Consider the following 15,111-nt stretch of genomic DNA (forward strand, 5'->3'; position numbering starts at 1 on the left):
TCACCGGGGTGTGACGGGCACTGGCAGGTCCCGCCACACCCGGCGCCGCTTCCACCGGATCTGGATCTCGCGGACCAGGCGCACCGTATCGATGTAGGAGGCGACCGGATTCTGCGGCGGGCTGTACTCGTCCCACAGATTGCTGATCCGGTCCAGCATCTCGGTCTGCCCGGGACGTTCGCCGACGTCGCGGAAGATCGCCAGCGCCTGCTGCACCAGGTCCGTGCCGCCGGAGTAGTCGCCGACCTTGTAGCGCACGAGCCCGAGCCCCATGAAGGCGTACGCCTCGCCGAGCCGGTCGCCGATCTCCCGGAAGATCATCGGCGCCTGTTGCACCAGTTCGGCCGCGCCCGCGTAGTCGCCGGCCTGATAGCGCAGCAGCCCGAGCCCGATGAAGGTGTAGCCCTGACTGACCCGGTCGCCGATCTCGCGGAAGATCGCCAGGGCCTGCTGCGCGTATCCCGTCGCGGCGACGAAATCGTCTGCGGCGCCGTGCAACAGGGTCAGCCCCGCGAGGCTGAACGCGTGGCCGAACCGGTCGCCGATCTCCTCGAAGATCGACTTCGCCTGGTGCACGAGGGTATCGGTGCCCGCGAGATCACCGCTGGCATACCGCAACCGGCCGAGGCTGCTCAGCGCGTAGGCCTGCCCGACCCGGTCGCCGATCTCGCGGAAGATGCCCAGCGCCTGCTGCAGCCGATCGATGCCGCCGGGGACGTCGTCGGTGACGTAGCTCAGGCGGCCGAGGCCGCTGAGGGCGTAGGCCTGCCCGACCCGGTCGCCGATCTCGCGGAAGATGGTGAGCGCCTGCTGCATTCGCTCGTCGGCGCGTGGATATCCGCCGTCGGCGTACGCCAGCAGACCCAGTTCGATCAGCGTGTACGCCTGGCCCACCCGGTCACCGATGTCCAGGAAGATCGCCAGCGCCTGTTCCATCCGGTCGACCGCGCCGGAGTAGTCGCCGGTGGAGTAGCGGACCAACCCGAGGTCGCTGAGCACGTAGGCCTGCCCGACCCGGTCGCCGATGTCCTCGAACATGGCCAGCGCCCGGCCCATCTGGACCGAGGCGTCGGAGCAGTCGCCGGTGGCGTAGCTGACCCGGCCCAGATTGCTCAGCGCGTACGCCTCGCCCCAGCGGTCGCCGACCTCCCGGTAGTTGCGCAGCGCTACCGTCGTCAGTTCCGCGGCGCCGGGATAGTCGCCCATCGCGAAGCGCACCGCGACCAGATCGTTGAGGGCGTAGGCGATGCCGAACCGGTCGTCGATCTCCCGCGAGAGTGCCCGGGCCTGTTCGAGTGCCGTGACGGCGCCCGCGTAATCGCCGGTGGCGTAGTGCACGACGCCGAGCTCGTTGAGCGCGTACGCCTCGCCCGAGCGGTCGTCGATCTCCTGGAACACCCCGAGCGCCTGCTCGACCAGGCTGACGGTGCCCGGATAGTCGCCGGTGGCGTAGCGCACCACGCCCAGCCCGATGAGCGCGTACGCCTCGCCGAGCCCGTCGCCGACCTCCTGATAGATGGCCAGCGCCCGGCGCATCAGATCCGCGGTGCCGGGGTAATCGCCGGTGGCGTAACCCAATCGGCCGAGGATGCTCAGGCAGCGCGCCTCGCCGGCCCGCTCGCCGAGCCCGCGGTACACCGCCAGCGCCTGCCGGGCCAGGCTCTCGGTGCCCGGGTAGTCGCCGGTGGCGTAGCGGACGGTGCCGAGGTCCAGCAGCGCGGCGGCCTGGCCGACCCGATCGTCGCTGTGTTCGGCGTGGGTGGCCGCCCGGCGGTGCAGCCGGATGGCCAGCGGCCAGGGGCCGTCCAGGCGCAGCAATCCGGCCAGCGCGCTGGTCAATCCGATCACCCGGGCCGGTTGATGGTGCGCCGCACCGTATTCCAGGCAGGACAGCAGATTGCCGCGCTCGGCCCGCATCCAGGTCAGCGCCGCCGCCGCGGTGGTGAACCGTGGGGCCGCGTCGGATTCCGGCTCGCCGGTGCCCGGCTGTGGCCGTGGCCCGCCGACCAGGAACCAGTTGGCCCGTTCGCCGGTGCGCTGATAGTGGTCCAGCAGCCGGTCGACGGCGGCGCGGTGCTCGTCGTCGTCGCCTCCGGGTAGCGCCCGCGCGTATTCGCGCAGCAGATCGTGCATCCGGTAGCGGCCGCGGGCGGGTTCCTCGATCAGATGGTCGGTGAACAGCACCTCCAGTTCGCGGCGCGCCTCGGTCTCGGTGCTGCCGGCCAGCACCGCGGCCGCGTAACTGTCGATATCGGGGCCGGGGTGCGCGCTCAGCAGCCGGAACAGCCGCTGCCGGTGCGGCGGCAGGTCGCGGTAGGACATCGTGAACGCCGCCCGGACCGCGCGCTCCCCGGCCTCGAGTTCGGACAGCCGGTCCTGCGCGGCGGCGAAATCGGCGGCGGCCTCGGGAATGGTCCAGGCCGTGTGGTGGGCCAGCCGCCCGGCGAGCAGCACGATCGCCAGCGGGAGGTAACCGCACAGCCGCGCGATGTCGGCCATCGCGGCGCCGTCGCCGTCGGAGGCGGGCCGGCGCGCCAGCGTGGCGAACAGTTCGGCGGCCTTCTCCGGGTCCAGGGTGTCCAGCGCCAGCGGCAGCGAGCCGTCGAGCGCGACCAGCCGCCGCCGGCTGGTGATCAGCGTCAGGCAGCCGGGCCCGTTGGGCAGCAGCGGCTCCACCTGATCGTGGTCCCGGGCGTCGTCGAGGACGAGCAGAATTCGCTTGCCCGCCACCTGATTTCGCCACATGTTGCGGCGGCTCTCCAGGGTGTCGGGCACATTGCGCGGATCCACGCCGAGATCGGTGAGCAGTCCGGCCAGCACCTCGGTCGGAGTGGCCGCGCTGTGCCCGGAGGTGTGCGCGTGCAGGTTGACGAAGAAGCGGCCGTCCGGATAGCGCTCGGCCAGCCGGTGCGCGGCCCGGGTGGCCAGCGCGGTCTTGCCGACGCCGGGCATCCCGTCGATGGTGTAGATCGACACCGCCGGGCCGGTGGCCGCGAGGTCGAGGATGCGCTGGAGTTCGGGCTCGCGCCCGATCAGGGTGTCGATATCGCGCGGGAGGGTGTCGGTGACGGCCGGTCGCGGCAGCGGCAGCGGTGACGCGCGCAGCGGCTGTTCCGGGGCGCGGTCGCTGCGGGCCTCGGCGTTGGCCTCGTTCCAGAGCCGTTGCCACGCGATGCGATTCACCAACCGCGAGCCCGCGGCGGTGCCGTGCTGCCGGGCCAGTGCGGTGAGCGTGTCGAGGACCGGTTCGAAGGAGGCGAACCGGGCGGGCACCGCCCGCCCGGATCGCCAGTCGCTGATCCGCTGGACCGGCGGCAGCCGCCGGGCGGCCGGGAAGCGGGAGCGGGTGGCCCGGAAGACCTGATCCAGGGTCGGATTTCCGGCGGCGGCGAACAGCTCGGTCAGAGAATCCGCGAAATGCGTTCTGGCCGAGCTCAACTTGCCGGCCGCGCTGCCGTCGGCGGATCCTGTCACGGCTGCCAGGTTAGAGCCGGACGACGCGGCCGTCCACGCCGGGTCCGGCCTCCCGGTGTGTGCCGTTCGGCCCGCAAATCCGCCGCATCGCGGTACATCCGCGTTCAGACCAGGTTCTTGCCCTGGGCACGCCGCTCGCGCATATCGTTCAGGTAGCCCTCGAACGGGTACAGGCGCCAGCTCGTCGGCAGCACCGCCGTGGCACGGCCGATCGAGCGCATGACGAGCTCGAACGCCCGCTGCCGCCGCGGCCCCCAGTCCAGGCCGAGTTCGTCGCGGAACTGTTGCGGCAGATAGCCGGTCGTGAAGAACCGGTTGATCCGCCGGAACGCCACCCGCTGGATCGGGTGGTAGGGACCGAGGTCGACGACCTGATCGAGCAGGTAGCGGCGCACCTCGTCGTCGAAGGAGATCTCGGCGAGCATCGAGTCCCAGTACTCCCGGAACGCGTCGCGGTCGGCCGGCCACATATCGGCGCGGACCTGCAGCGTGGTCCCGAATCGGGCGCAGTCGGCGTACATCTCCTCGGCGTCGTGCTCGTCGATCCCGCCGAACAGCAGGGCGACGGAGTCGGCGGTGCCGCGGTAGAGGCAGGCCGCGACCCACAGCTGCAGCCGCGGGTCGAAGGCGTTGTAGCGGACCGGACTCCGCTCGGTGGAGCGCACGTGGCGGTGCGAGGTGTCGACCGCGGCGCGGAAGGCGTCGCGGTCCTCGTCGGTGCCGAGCAGCGCGACCGCGAGATAGGTGAGCGTCGTCTTGCCCCGCTTGCGGGGATGCAGGTCGAACCGCCCGCTGGTGACGGTGCTCTCGATGATGCCGCGGCCGACGGGCGGGAGTCCGAGTTGCATGATCACGTTGGCGGGGCCGCCGAGCAGGGCGGCCGGGCCGGACATGTAGCGGTGGCGGCGGTCCGTGGCGGCGTCGGTGGTACCGGGCCGGGGCGCGGTGGGGGCGCGGTCGGGCATGTCTCCTCCGCGATTAGTTGAGATGGTTTACGTTTCATATTCTCAGAGCGGCGACCGGGGCGCAATGCCCCGGATGCGCCGATAAGTTAACGGAAATTCTGGTCGTGGGATAGGCTTCGGATGTTGCGGAGATCTGGGTGATGGGCCGGCGGCGCGAGGCGGCGCCGGTCCGCTCACCGTCGAGTTGGACCCAGGGGTGCATGTTGAGGAAGAAGCTGTCGGAGGCCGCACGCTCGGTATCCGATTCGTGGGCCGCGGCCGGTGTGTTGCGCCGGCGCGGGATGATCGATCCGGTGCGCCGCCCGGCGGAGATAGTGCGCACGATGCGCGACGCGGCCGCCTACGGCCCGTTCGTCACCGTGCTGCGGCAGGCCCGGCGCCGCGCCGGCGGATCGGTCGCGATCGTCGACGCGCACGGCGAGCTCACCTTCGACGAGCTCGACGAGCAATCGAACGCGCTGGCCCACGGTCTGACCGCGCTCGGGATCGGGCCCGGCGCGGTGGTGGCCGCCCTGTGCCGCGACCATCGCGGCATGGTGCTGACCCTGCTGGCGGGCGGCAAACTCGGCGCGCGGGTGGTGCTGATGAACACCGGATTCGCCGGTCCGCAGCTCGCCGCGGTGGCCGAGCGCGAACAGGTCGGCGCACTGCTGCTGGACGAGGAGTTCCTGGTGACGGCGGCCGCGGTGCCGGATTCGGTGCCGCGCGTGCTCACCTGGGTGCCGGATCCCTCGGTCGATCCGGCGCCGGTGCCGACCGTCGACAAGCTGATCGCCGCGCATCCCGCGGGCGAGCTGCCCACCCCGGACCGGCCGGGCGGCGTCGTGATCCTCACCAGCGGCACCACGGGCATGCCGAAAGGCGCTCCGCGGGACAAGGTTTCGCCTTTGCTGTCCGCGCAGTTCCTGGACCGGATCCCGTTCCCGGAGGCCGACACCGTCATCATGGCGGCGCCGATCTTCCACGGCACCGGGTTGTCCCAGTTCAGCCTGGGCTGGGCGCTGGGCAACGCGATCGTCTTCCAGCAGGGGCGTTTCGACGCCCGCCGGGTGCTGGCCGACATCGCGAGATACCGCGCGAAGACGCTCGTGCTGGTGCCGACGATGCTGCAGCGCATCGTCGACCTCGGCGACGACGTGCTGGCCGAATACGACACGTCGTCGCTGGAGGTGATCTTCGCGGCCGGGTCGTCGCTGTCGCCGGATCTGGGCCGCCGCGCCGCGGAGGCGTTCGGTGACGTGCTCTACAACCTCTACGCGTCGACGGAGGTGGCCGTCGCCGCCGTGGCCACCCCGGAGGATCTGCGCGCCGCGCCCGGGACGGTGGGCCGCCCGCCGGTCGGCTGCCGGGTGGCCCTCTACGACGAGCGGCGCCGCCGGATCACCGAACCGGACCGGGTCGGCACCATCTTCGTCTCCAGCGGCCTGAGCTTCGCCGGATACACCGACGGTGGCCACAAGGAGATCGTCGACGGACTGCTGTGCAGCGGTGATGTCGGCCACTTCGATTCCGACGGAAGGCTTTTCATCGACGGCCGGGACGACGACATGATCGTCTCCGGCGGTGAGAACGTCTACCCGCTCGAGGTGGAGAACCTGCTCGTCGAACGCCCGGACGTGCTGGAGGCGGCCGTGATCGGCGTCGACGACCGCGATTTCGGTAAGCGGTTGCGCGCCTTCGTGGTTCCCGCCGAGGGGATCACCCTCGAGGAACAGGAGGTCCGCGACTACGTCAAGGCCCACCTGGCCCGGCACAAGGTGCCCCGCGACGTGATCTTCCTGACCGAACTACCCCGCAACGCGACCGGGAAGCTGATGCGGCGCAACCTGTACGAGGCCGAGGTCGGCTGAGCCGGGCCGCGTGGCGCCGCCGCCGGACGAGGCGGCGGCCGCTGCTAGAATGAGCATTAACTTAATGCGAGCGGCACGTCCCCGCTCCGGGGCATCGCGGCGCCGGTGGGCGATCGCCGTGCGCCACGAGGAGAGCGTCATGGGAAGTATCGCCATCACCAAACACCTGCCGGCGGCGGTGGAGGGTCTGTTCGACGCCATCGCGCGGCCGGCCACCTGGGCCCGATGGTCCGGTTTCCATCGGGATTTCGTCGGTGAACCGCCGGAGCGGCTGTACTCGGGCGCGTCGCTGGTGTCCACGGTGACGCTGCTCGGCGTGACCGGCGAGGTGCGGTGGACCGTCTCGGCCGCCGCGGAGCCGAATCTGATGGTGTTGTCCGGTCGCGGAAAAGCCAGTACCGCTTGTGAATTCACCTATCTGCTGCGCCCGGTGGCCGGTGGCACGGAGCTCACCGCCGGGGGTGATTTCCGCGGGCCGTTCCTCACCGGCTACGTGTCGAAGGCGCTGGAGCAGCACGGGCGCGAGCAGCTCGGCGAAGCACTCGATCGACTCGCCGCGCTCGTCGGACCGGTGCCGGCCGCGACCGATCCGTCATCGGAACGAAGGCAAACATAGCTCATCAAATAGCCAGTACAGCATGGTACATTTTAAGGAATCGTAGTTAACATGCCAGCGTCGGCGTGGGGCGGGTGCCCGATTCGGCAGCACCGCCCGAGGGAGGAGACCGGATGTCCGAGTCGACGGTCACCATCCACGCCACGCTCCGATCGGAGGGCATGGTGATCCGCCCCTATCCCGGCGCGCCGGTGCCCGCCCGGCACCGCACCCCGCGTTCGCCGGTCGCGCTCCAGGCCTCGGTGACCCAACTGTGCTCCGATCTGGCCGCCGCCACCTCGCAGCGCGCGACCGAGCAGCTGATGGGCCGCCTGCGCGACATCGTGGAACGCTGGGCGCGGGCCGGGGTCCCGATCGACGCGGTGCACCACGCCGTGCACGACGTCTTCTCGGAAATGCTGTGTGCCGCACTGCCGCCGCAGCCGGGGGCGCCCGCCCTCGGCCGCGCGCTCGCCGACCTCGACCTGCTCGGCCGGGTCACCCGGGTGGTGTCGGCCGCGTACGTCGCGGACCTGCCCGATTCCGACGGTCAGCGCGACGCCCGGTTCCTCGCCGCCGCGCTCATCGACGGGGCCCGTCCGGCGGCGGTCGCGCGCGAACGCGGCATTCACCTCGACTCGGCGTATCACATACTGTCCGTAGGCATTCCGCATCAGCACGACCGGCGGGCCGGTCGCGCCCGGCTGCGGCTGCTGCATCGCGCCCTGGCGAAACGCTGTGACGCGGAACCGCTCTCGCTGCTCGGTCCGGACGGGGGCACACTCCTGTTGCCCGCCACCGTGTTCGACGCGGCCGGAATCGACGACCTGATCGGCGAACTGACCACGGTCGCCGACGCCGCGCTGACCGCGACCGTCGTCGAGGCGCCGGTGGCGGAGGTCGGCGCCGGGGCCGACCGCGCCGACGAACTACTGGATATCGTGCTGCGCCTGGATCTTCCGCCCCGGCTGTACCGCCTCCAGGACATCGCGATGGAATATCAGCTGACCCGGCCGGGGCCCGCCCGCGACCGCCTGGTCGCGCTGATCGATCCGCTGACCGCCCATCCCGAACTGCTCGAGACGCTGGCCGGCTTTCTCCGTCACAACCTGAACCGCCGCCGCGCCGCGGAGGAACTGCACATCCATCCGAACACCATCGACTACCGGCTCAAGCGCATCCTGTCGATCACCGGCGTCGACCCGAACCACGTGTCGGGGCTGTGGCTGCTCGCGTCGGCGCTGATCGTGCACCGGTTCCGGTCGGACGACCTCACTCGGTTCCGTTCCGGCCCTCCGTGATCGGCGCCGCGAGCCGCTGCTCGTCGACCATGCGCTGCAATCGGTCCAGGGTCTCGTCGAGACCCGCGCCGATCCGCGGGCCGGGGGTGAAGGTGGCCGGCAGCTTCCGCATGCCCTGGATGACGCCGATCGTGTCGTAGTGCACCGTGCCGGCGGGATCGCAGACGTAGTCGGGCATCCGGTCGAGTACCGCGGTGAGCATCCGCTTGAACACCGCGCGGGCCACGTTGGATCCGATGCAGCGGTGGATGCCGAGCCCGAAACTGTAGTGGCGGTTGCCCTTCCGGTCCAGGATCACCGAGTCGGGTTCCTCGAAGACCCGGGGGTCGCGGTTGGCCATCGCCCACGACAGCCACAGCCGCTCGCCCTCCCGGAACCTTTGCCCGGCCAGCTCGCAGTCCTCGGAGATGGTGCGGCCGTCGCCGGGGGCCGGGGTGAAGTAGCGCAGGAATTCCTCGGTGGCCGAGTTGAGCAGCAGATCCCGTTCGCGGGAGAGGATTTCGCGGTCTTCGGGATGCTGCGACAGCCACTCCAGCGAGTGCGCGGTCAGCGCGGTGGTGGTGTCGAAGCCGCCGCCGATCAGCAGCCCCATCTGGCCGAGCAGGTCCATCTCGTCGGGCCGCTCGCCGTCGACCCGCATGCGGGCCAGCGCGTCGATGAGACCGGGCCGCGGATTCTCGCGGATCTCCTGGAGATTGGCGATGAGGTCCATGCCCATCGTCATGTGCAGTTGCAGGACTCGTTCCATGTCGGGGGAATCCGGCGGGGTGTAGACCGAGGCGTGGGCCGGTTCGTTGTAGATCGCCCACTTGTGCAACGGGATTCCGAGCATGCCGAGGGTGAGCACCGCGGGCACGATGTTGGCGAGGTCGTCGACGAAGTCGATGCGGCCGGATTCGATCCGGTCGTCGAGGCAGGCGCGGATCACCTCGTCCACGAAGGGAATCCAGCGATTCACCGCGGCGGGGGAGAGGTAGGGGTTGAGGACCGAACGGTAGATCCGGTGCTCGTCGCCGTCCATCTCGAGGATGCCGTTGCGGATCGGCATCGCGGCCTCGCCGGACGGGATGGTGATGCCCTGGTAGCCGCGGCGTTCGCCCTTGACGTCGCGATCGTTGGAAACCCAAGGGCAGCGGGCGAGTTCGAACACCTCGCGGTTGCCCGCGGCCACCCAGTGACCGCCGTAGGTCTCGGTCCACGCGACCGGGCAGCCGTCGTGCATCTCGTGGGTGATGTCCTCGAACCGGTGCCGGTACTCGGGAGTGTGGCGGTCGAAGTGGTAGCCGGGCCGCTCGTCGTCCGGCAGCAGGTTCTCGATGGTCATGCGTGGTCCTCTCGGGGGCGGATCAGGCTCGGTCGACGAATTCCAGGATGGTCGGGGCGGCGAGGATCCAGGTGTCGAAGATGCCGACGTCCTCGCCGCGGCCCTGCGCCTTGATCGACTGCTCCCAGGCGTCCTCGGCCCAGGGCGGGTCGACGACCTCCGCGTCCGGGATCAGGCAGCTCACCTCCAGCGAGGTGCGCCGGGGATGATCGGGATCGTTGCCGCCGCCGCGGATGATGCGGGTCGGCACCCGGATGTCGGCGAGCAGGTCGTCGTTCAGGCCGGCGATGGTCTGGCCCGGGGTGGGTACGTACGCCTGCAGCCAGCGCAGGGTCAGCCGGGTGAACTCGGCCTCGTCCAGTGCCAGCAGCCGCTCCCGGTTGCGCGGGTTGTCCTGGATGCGCTGCTTCCACTCGGGCACGGTGAGCAGGCCCTCGATTCCCTTGGCGCGCAACGCCGAAATGGTCGGCATGATGTACACCCAGCTGAGCGTGAACAGACCCGGGATGCCGCCGACGATGTTCCACAGCACCAGCTTCGTGACCAGTTCCGGGTACCGGATCGCGGTGATCATCGAGTCCCGGGCACCGCCGGAACCGCCGGCGAGTACGACCGGGCCCGACTCCAGTGCGGTCAGCAGGCCGTGCAGCGTGTCCGCGCGCATATGGGACTCGCTGGGCCCGAAGAACTGGACGTCGGAGGCGCCGCAGTTGGGCCGGTCCCAGAGCAGGACCCGATGACCGCCCGCGACGAGTCGCTCGGCGAGCGGGCGCACCCCGCGGTAGTCTTTGCCGAACCGGCCGCCCGGCGTCAGGACGATCAATTGCCCTGTGTCGCCCAAGATTTCGTAGACGACCTGGCCGCCGTTGACGTCGATGACGGGCATCGCTGGTATCACTTCCTGCTGTCGGTGGGCGCCGGGACGGACGCCGATCCGGCCCCGCCGGGGTCTCGGATCGTGACGGCGCTCACTATATCGAATACCGTATCGTAAGGCTTTTCCGCAAGGGGTACGGGAACTGCCGCGAGCGTTCGGCGGCACGGACCGGCGGCCGTCGCCGAAGGTTCGAAATCGGTTCTCCATCAGCGATTTCTACCGATTCGTCCATTATCGGAAGCCCTTACCGTATATTCGGCTCAGCGCGTGCCGTGGCCGCGCTCGAACGTCGGATTTCCGAGCGAATGGAGGGTTCCATGTCCGTTCTGTCACCGGACCCGAGCGGCTGGGGTGTGCCGGGGGTACTGCCGCTCGACCGCTCGATCGAACACGCTCGCCGGCACGTCCTGCGCTACCGCATGGCCGTGGTCACCCACAGCACCGCCGACCTGGTGAACGTCGCCGGCGGCTGGCTGTTCGACCGGGTGATGGCCGGCTGGGACGTGACGGTGCTCGCCCCCGACCTCAGCGATCCGCGTCCGCTGCGGATCCTCGGCGCCCGGGTGGTGGACCTGCGCGACGCGATGGCGATCCGCCGGGCCCGCGTGGTGCCGCAGTCCTACGCGCTGTCGGCCACCGTGTGCGCGACCGAGGAGCGCGTGCACGACTGGGCGCTGAGCTGCCTGGGCCGCGGCGGGCACGAGGTCACCCTCTGGGGTGAGGATCTGCCCGACGAACTGGGCAGCCGGACCACCGCCGCCCAGCACGCCCCGAGCCGCGCGGCCCGCGCGTTCAAGGCCCGCGCGATGGCCGCGATCGCGGATCCCGCGCGCCCGATCGCCGAGGTGGAGACCTTCCGGATCGCCGGCCGGCCCCGGCGTGGCCGCGGCGAACCGCTGCCGGTCTGACATGGCCAGGACAACGAAGACGGCCGGCCAGCCGCGGCGGCAGCGCCGCGAACGCGGCTCGATCACGGCCGAGGAGATCGTCAACGGGGCCTACGCCCTCGCCGCCGAGGTCTCGGTGGAGAAGCTGAGCATGCCGGCCCTGGCCCGGCGTCTCGACGTCGGCGTCACCAGCATCTACTGGTACTTCCGCAGCAAGGAACAACTGCTGGAGGCGATGCGCGACCGGGCCCTCGCCCAGTACGAGATCGCGCTGCCGTTCACCGGCACCGGACCCTGGTACGAGCGGCTGCGCAGCCATTTCATGACGATGCGGGACCTGTTCCGCGACAACCCTGTCCTGTGCGATCTGCTGATCATGCACACCTCCGACTACGGGGCGGGCCCGAATCGCGTTGCCTACCAACGCCTCGAGGCCATCATCGCGTCGCTGGTCGACGCCGGTTTCACCCCCGAGGCCGCGCTGGAGACCTATTTCACGCTCTCCACGCACAGCCGGGGATTCGCGATGCTGCAGCGCCGCGGGGCACTCGACGCCGCCACCGCGACCACCCGGCCCGCGATCGACGAGCGGGACAGCCCGCACCTGGCCCGCCTGACCGGCGCCGGTTACAGCCTCGACCCGGTCCGGGACCGCACCTTCGAGCTCGGCCTGGACGCCCTGATCGAACGGGCGAAGCTGGTGCTGGCGGCCTCCGGCCAGCCCAGTTCGGTTGCCCGCGAAGGTGTTCGCGGGCCCCATCCGGACGTTGACGGCCCCGCGGCGCACTGCTATGGTTCGTAACCAACCAATTGGTGGGTTATAGGACGGCGGGGCCGGCTCGCCGGGAACCGGGACGACCATGCGTACTCACGCCGCAGTGCTGCGGGACCCCGCGGCCCCCTATTCCTTCGAGGACATCGAACTCGACGACCCGCGAGCCGACGAGGTGCTCGTCCGCGTCACCGGCGCCGGCATGTGCCACACCGACCTCATCCCGCGCCTGCTGCCGCCGGGAATCTTCCCGCTGCCCATGGTGACCGGGCACGAGGGCGCGGGCGTGGTGGAGGCCGTGGGCGCGGGCGTGACCACCGTGCGGCCGGGCGACCACGTGGTGCTCAGCTACGAATCCTGCGGCGCGTGCGCCCGCTGCCACACCGGTGAACCCTCCTACTGCCACCATTTCGACGTCGCGAACACCTCGGCCCGGCGGCTGGACGGCTCCGCGGGCGCGGTGTCGGCGAGCGGTGAGCAGATCGCGGCCCGCTGGTTCGCGCAGTCGAGTTTCGCCACGCACGCCCTCGCCACGGTCCGCAACATCGTGCGGGTGGACCCGGACCTTCCCCTGGAGTTGCTGGGCCCGTTGGGATGTGGCGTGCAGACCGGCGCCGGCGCGGTCCTGCTGTCGATGAACGTCCGCCCCGGCGACAGCATCGCCGTCTTCGGCGCGGGCGCGGTCGGACTGTCGGCCGTCATGGCCGCGGCCCTGGCCGGCGCCGCGCACATCGTCGCCGTCGACATCAACCCCGCGCGCCGGGAACTGGCGCTGGAACTCGGCGCGACCGCGGCCCTCGACGGCGCCGATCCCGGTGTGGCCGAGGCGATCAGGTCCCTGACCGGTGGCGGCGTGAACTACTCGTTCGAGACCACCGCCGTCCCCGCGGTGATCCTCACCGCGCTGAGCGTGCTGCAGGTGCGCGGCTTCTGCGGCCTGGTCGGCGTGGGCCTGGAGGAGATCACCCTGAGCCCCTACCTGCTCGGCGGCGGCCGCTCGATGTCCTACCTGCTCGAGGGCGGCGCCGTCCCGCAGGTCTTCATCCCGCGCCTGATCGACCTGTGGCAGCGCGGCCGCTTCCCCTTCGACACGCTGATCCGCACCTATCCTTTCGAGGACATCGACAAGGCCGAAGCGGACGCGCGCGCCGGCACGACCGTCAAACCGGTCCTGCTGACCGACCACCGACCCCAGGGAGTGCATCCGTGACCACCGCGACCCGGCCCGAACACGACGTGGACATCTCCTCGAAGGCGTTCTGGGACAAGCCTTTCGACGAACGCGAACGCAGCTTCGCGCGCCTGCGCGCCGAACCCGGCCCCACCTGGCACCCCCCGCTGCCCGCCGACTTCCCGTACACCGAGGCGGGTTTCTGGGCCGCGACCACCCATCAGGACATCGTCCACGTCAGCAAACATCCCGAACTGTTCTCCTCCGCCGAGGGCGTCGCCGTGAGCCCCATGCCCAAGGAGCCGCAGATCGCGATGTCGTTCTTCCTGACCATGGACCCGCCGGAACACACCATCTTCCGGAAGCTGATCAGCGCCGCGTTCACCCCCCGCCAGGTCAACCGGATCCAGCACCAGATCGAACGCAACGCGAAGGACATCGTCGACACCCTGGTCGGCGCCGGCGAGGTCGATTTCGTCACGGCCTGTTCCAGCCTGCTCCCGATGTACACGGTCTCGGACATGATCGGCATCGCCCCCGCCGACCGCGAACCGGTCCGGCAGGCCGCCGAAACCCTGTTCGGCGCGGGCGAAGAGGCGATCAGCACCGACCAGGACACCCTGACGGTCATGATCGCCCAGGTGGAACTGCTCCGCAACGCCGCCATCGAGATCGCCGAGGCCCGCCGCCGCAGGCCCGAAGAAGACCTGATGACCAACATCGTGCAGGCGGAGGTCGACGGTCATCGCCTGACCAACGATCAGATCGGCGCCTTCATGATCCTGCTCTCCTCCGCGGGCAACGACACCACCAAACAGACCACCTCCCACGCCATGCTCGCCCTGGACCGGAACCGGGACCAGCGCGACCGCCTCCTCGCCGACTGGGACACCCGAATCGGCCCCGCCGTGGACGAATTCGTCCGCTGGTCCACCCCCGTTATGGACTTCTCCCGAACCGCCGTGACCGACACCGAGATTCGCGGCTCGAAGATCCGAGCCGGCGACAAGGTCGCCCTGTTCTACTGCTCCGGCAACCGCGACGCCGCCGTCTTCGACCGCCCCGGCACCTTCGACATCACCCGAAACCCCAACCCCCACCTCGGTTTCGGCGGCGGCGGCGTCCACTACTGCCTCGGCAGCCACGTGGCCAAGACCCAACTGAGAACCCTCTTCCACGAACTCCTCACCCGCACCCCGAACGTCGAGATCGGCGCCCCCACCTGGCTCCGCAACACCTTCGTCCACGGCATCAAACACCTCCCGGCCAACTTCCCCAGGTGATATCTGCCGATACCGTTGCGCGACAGCCGATCCACCGGTGTGTGCACTAAGACCTGGAGACCGGCATCCGGCACTGTTGTGCTGAAGCGATGAAATTCAGGATATTCGGGACACGACGACTCGCGCCGGCAGACGACCTCGCTGCCGCATTGCGGACCATCTCCGAGATCAACCGCATCATCATGGCGGCCGACGCGAAGGTGGGCCTGCTGCTGACCGTCAACGGATTCGTGCTGACGGGCCTGATCTCGACCCCCCGGGCTCGAGCGACCGTACCGGCCACTGCGATGACCGCCGTCCTGGAAGTCGTCCTGCTGGTCTGCATGGTGTACCTCGCCGCCACCCTGTGGCCGAACCTGCGCGGCGCCGGACCTGGCAACTGGTTCGGCTTTCCGAGCCTGCCCCCGGAGATTCTCCGCCGCCCGGTGGTGCCGGCCCTCGCCGACGACGCCTGGAGGCAGGCGGCGCTGCTGGCCGGAATCGCACGCCGCAAGTACCGTCGCTTCGCCGTCGCGCTGCGCTGGAGCGCGGCGAGTGTGGTGCTGTTCCTCGTGTGGTTCCCGGCATCCCTGCTGATCCCCGGTCGGTGAACGAGCGGCTGCGACTCGAAAT

General features: G+C 70.2%; 12 protein-coding genes. 8 read left to right on the plus strand and 4 right to left on the minus strand.

Annotation, left to right across the window (positions count from 1 at the left end):
• A complete protein-coding gene (locus tag NRB56_RS23740) occupies positions 1–3,474 on the minus strand; it encodes a tetratricopeptide repeat protein (RefSeq protein ID WP_319943437.1) in 3,474 nt (1,157 codons plus the stop codon).
• 104 nt (positions 3,475–3,578) lie between these two features.
• The gene (locus NRB56_RS23745; RefSeq protein ID WP_153345728.1) at positions 3,579–4,439 is read right to left on the minus strand and encodes an oxygenase MpaB family protein; all 861 of its coding nucleotides are present in this window, start codon (positions 4,437–4,439) and stop codon (positions 3,579–3,581) included.
• A 200-nt stretch (positions 4,440–4,639) separates the two neighbouring features.
• Here NRB56_RS23745 and NRB56_RS23750 point away from each other — a divergent pair, with 200 nt between their 5' ends.
• The 3 genes from NRB56_RS23750 to NRB56_RS23760 all read left to right on the plus strand — a co-directional run bounded on the left by NRB56_RS23750 (position 4,640) and on the right by NRB56_RS23760 (position 8,185).
• Positions 4,640–6,289, plus strand: a complete 1,650-nt coding sequence (locus NRB56_RS23750) for an acyl-CoA synthetase (protein ID WP_153345730.1) — start codon at positions 4,640–4,642, stop codon at positions 6,287–6,289.
• A gap of 139 nt (positions 6,290–6,428) precedes the next feature.
• Positions 6,429–6,905, plus strand: coding sequence for an SRPBCC family protein (locus NRB56_RS23755; protein WP_194290956.1), 477 nt, complete (start codon positions 6,429–6,431; stop codon positions 6,903–6,905).
• Between the two features lie 113 nt (positions 6,906–7,018).
• Positions 7,019–8,185 carry a PucR family transcriptional regulator gene (locus NRB56_RS23760; RefSeq protein WP_153345734.1) on the plus strand — a complete coding sequence of 389 codons (1,167 nt, stop codon included), beginning with the start codon at positions 7,019–7,021 and terminating at the stop codon, positions 8,183–8,185.
• Here the strand turns inward: NRB56_RS23760 and NRB56_RS23765 are convergent.
• The gene (locus tag NRB56_RS23765; protein ID WP_153345736.1) at positions 8,157–9,509 is read right to left on the minus strand and encodes a cytochrome P450; all 1,353 of its coding nucleotides are present in this window, start codon (positions 9,507–9,509) and stop codon (positions 8,157–8,159) included. The genes NRB56_RS23760 and NRB56_RS23765 overlap by 29 nt on opposite strands.
• 22 nt (positions 9,510–9,531) lie before the next feature.
• Positions 9,532–10,395 carry an alpha/beta fold hydrolase gene (locus NRB56_RS23770; protein WP_153345738.1) on the minus strand — a complete coding sequence of 288 codons (864 nt, stop codon included), beginning with the start codon at positions 10,393–10,395 and terminating at the stop codon, positions 9,532–9,534.
• A 398-nt stretch (positions 10,396–10,793) separates the two neighbouring features.
• On the opposite strand from NRB56_RS23770, the gene NRB56_RS23775 reads away from it, so the two are divergent.
• From NRB56_RS23775 to NRB56_RS23795, 5 genes are all read left to right on the plus strand, one after another.
• The gene (locus NRB56_RS23775) at positions 10,794–11,294 is read left to right on the plus strand and encodes a hypothetical protein (protein WP_194290968.1); all 501 of its coding nucleotides are present in this window, start codon (positions 10,794–10,796) and stop codon (positions 11,292–11,294) included.
• 1 nt (position 11,295) lies between these two features.
• On the plus strand, positions 11,296–12,075 hold the full coding sequence (locus tag NRB56_RS23780) for a TetR/AcrR family transcriptional regulator (protein WP_153345742.1): 780 nt from the start codon (positions 11,296–11,298) through the stop codon (positions 12,073–12,075).
• Positions 12,076–12,133: 58 nt separating this feature from the next.
• The gene (locus NRB56_RS23785; protein WP_153345744.1) at positions 12,134–13,255 is read left to right on the plus strand and encodes an NAD(P)-dependent alcohol dehydrogenase; all 1,122 of its coding nucleotides are present in this window, start codon (positions 12,134–12,136) and stop codon (positions 13,253–13,255) included.
• Positions 13,252–14,499, plus strand: a complete 1,248-nt coding sequence (locus NRB56_RS23790) for a cytochrome P450 (RefSeq protein WP_319943438.1) — start codon at positions 13,252–13,254, stop codon at positions 14,497–14,499. Before NRB56_RS23785 ends, NRB56_RS23790 begins: the two co-directional genes overlap by 4 nt.
• 89 nt (positions 14,500–14,588) lie before the next feature.
• A complete protein-coding gene (locus NRB56_RS23795; protein ID WP_153345746.1) occupies positions 14,589–15,089 on the plus strand; it encodes a hypothetical protein in 501 nt (166 codons plus the stop codon).
• Positions 15,090–15,111: the final 22 nt, after the last annotated feature.

This window comes from Nocardia aurantia, assembly GCF_009604425.1.
GTDB classification, from domain to species: domain Bacteria; phylum Actinomycetota; class Actinomycetes; order Mycobacteriales; family Mycobacteriaceae; genus Nocardia; species Nocardia aurantia.

Excerpts from the sequence above, each read along its gene's own strand:
- NRB56_RS23745 (WP_153345728.1), bottom strand. The coding sequence starts at position 4,439 with ATGCCCGACCGCGCCCCCACCGCGCCCCGGCCCGGTACCACCGACGCC.
- NRB56_RS23750 (WP_153345730.1), top strand. The coding sequence starts at position 4,640 with ATGTTGAGGAAGAAGCTGTCGGAGGCCGCACGCTCGGTATCCGATTCG.
- NRB56_RS23755 (WP_194290956.1), top strand. The coding sequence starts at position 6,429 with ATGGGAAGTATCGCCATCACCAAACACCTGCCGGCGGCGGTGGAGGGT.
- NRB56_RS23760 (WP_153345734.1), top strand. The coding sequence starts at position 7,019 with ATGTCCGAGTCGACGGTCACCATCCACGCCACGCTCCGATCGGAGGGC.
- NRB56_RS23765 (WP_153345736.1), bottom strand. The coding sequence starts at position 9,509 with ATGACCATCGAGAACCTGCTGCCGGACGACGAGCGGCCCGGCTACCAC.
- NRB56_RS23770 (WP_153345738.1), bottom strand. The coding sequence starts at position 10,395 with ATGCCCGTCATCGACGTCAACGGCGGCCAGGTCGTCTACGAAATCTTG.
- NRB56_RS23780 (WP_153345742.1), top strand. The coding sequence starts at position 11,296 with ATGGCCAGGACAACGAAGACGGCCGGCCAGCCGCGGCGGCAGCGCCGC.
- NRB56_RS23785 (WP_153345744.1), top strand. The coding sequence starts at position 12,134 with ATGCGTACTCACGCCGCAGTGCTGCGGGACCCCGCGGCCCCCTATTCC.
- NRB56_RS23795 (WP_153345746.1), top strand. The coding sequence starts at position 14,589 with ATGAAATTCAGGATATTCGGGACACGACGACTCGCGCCGGCAGACGAC.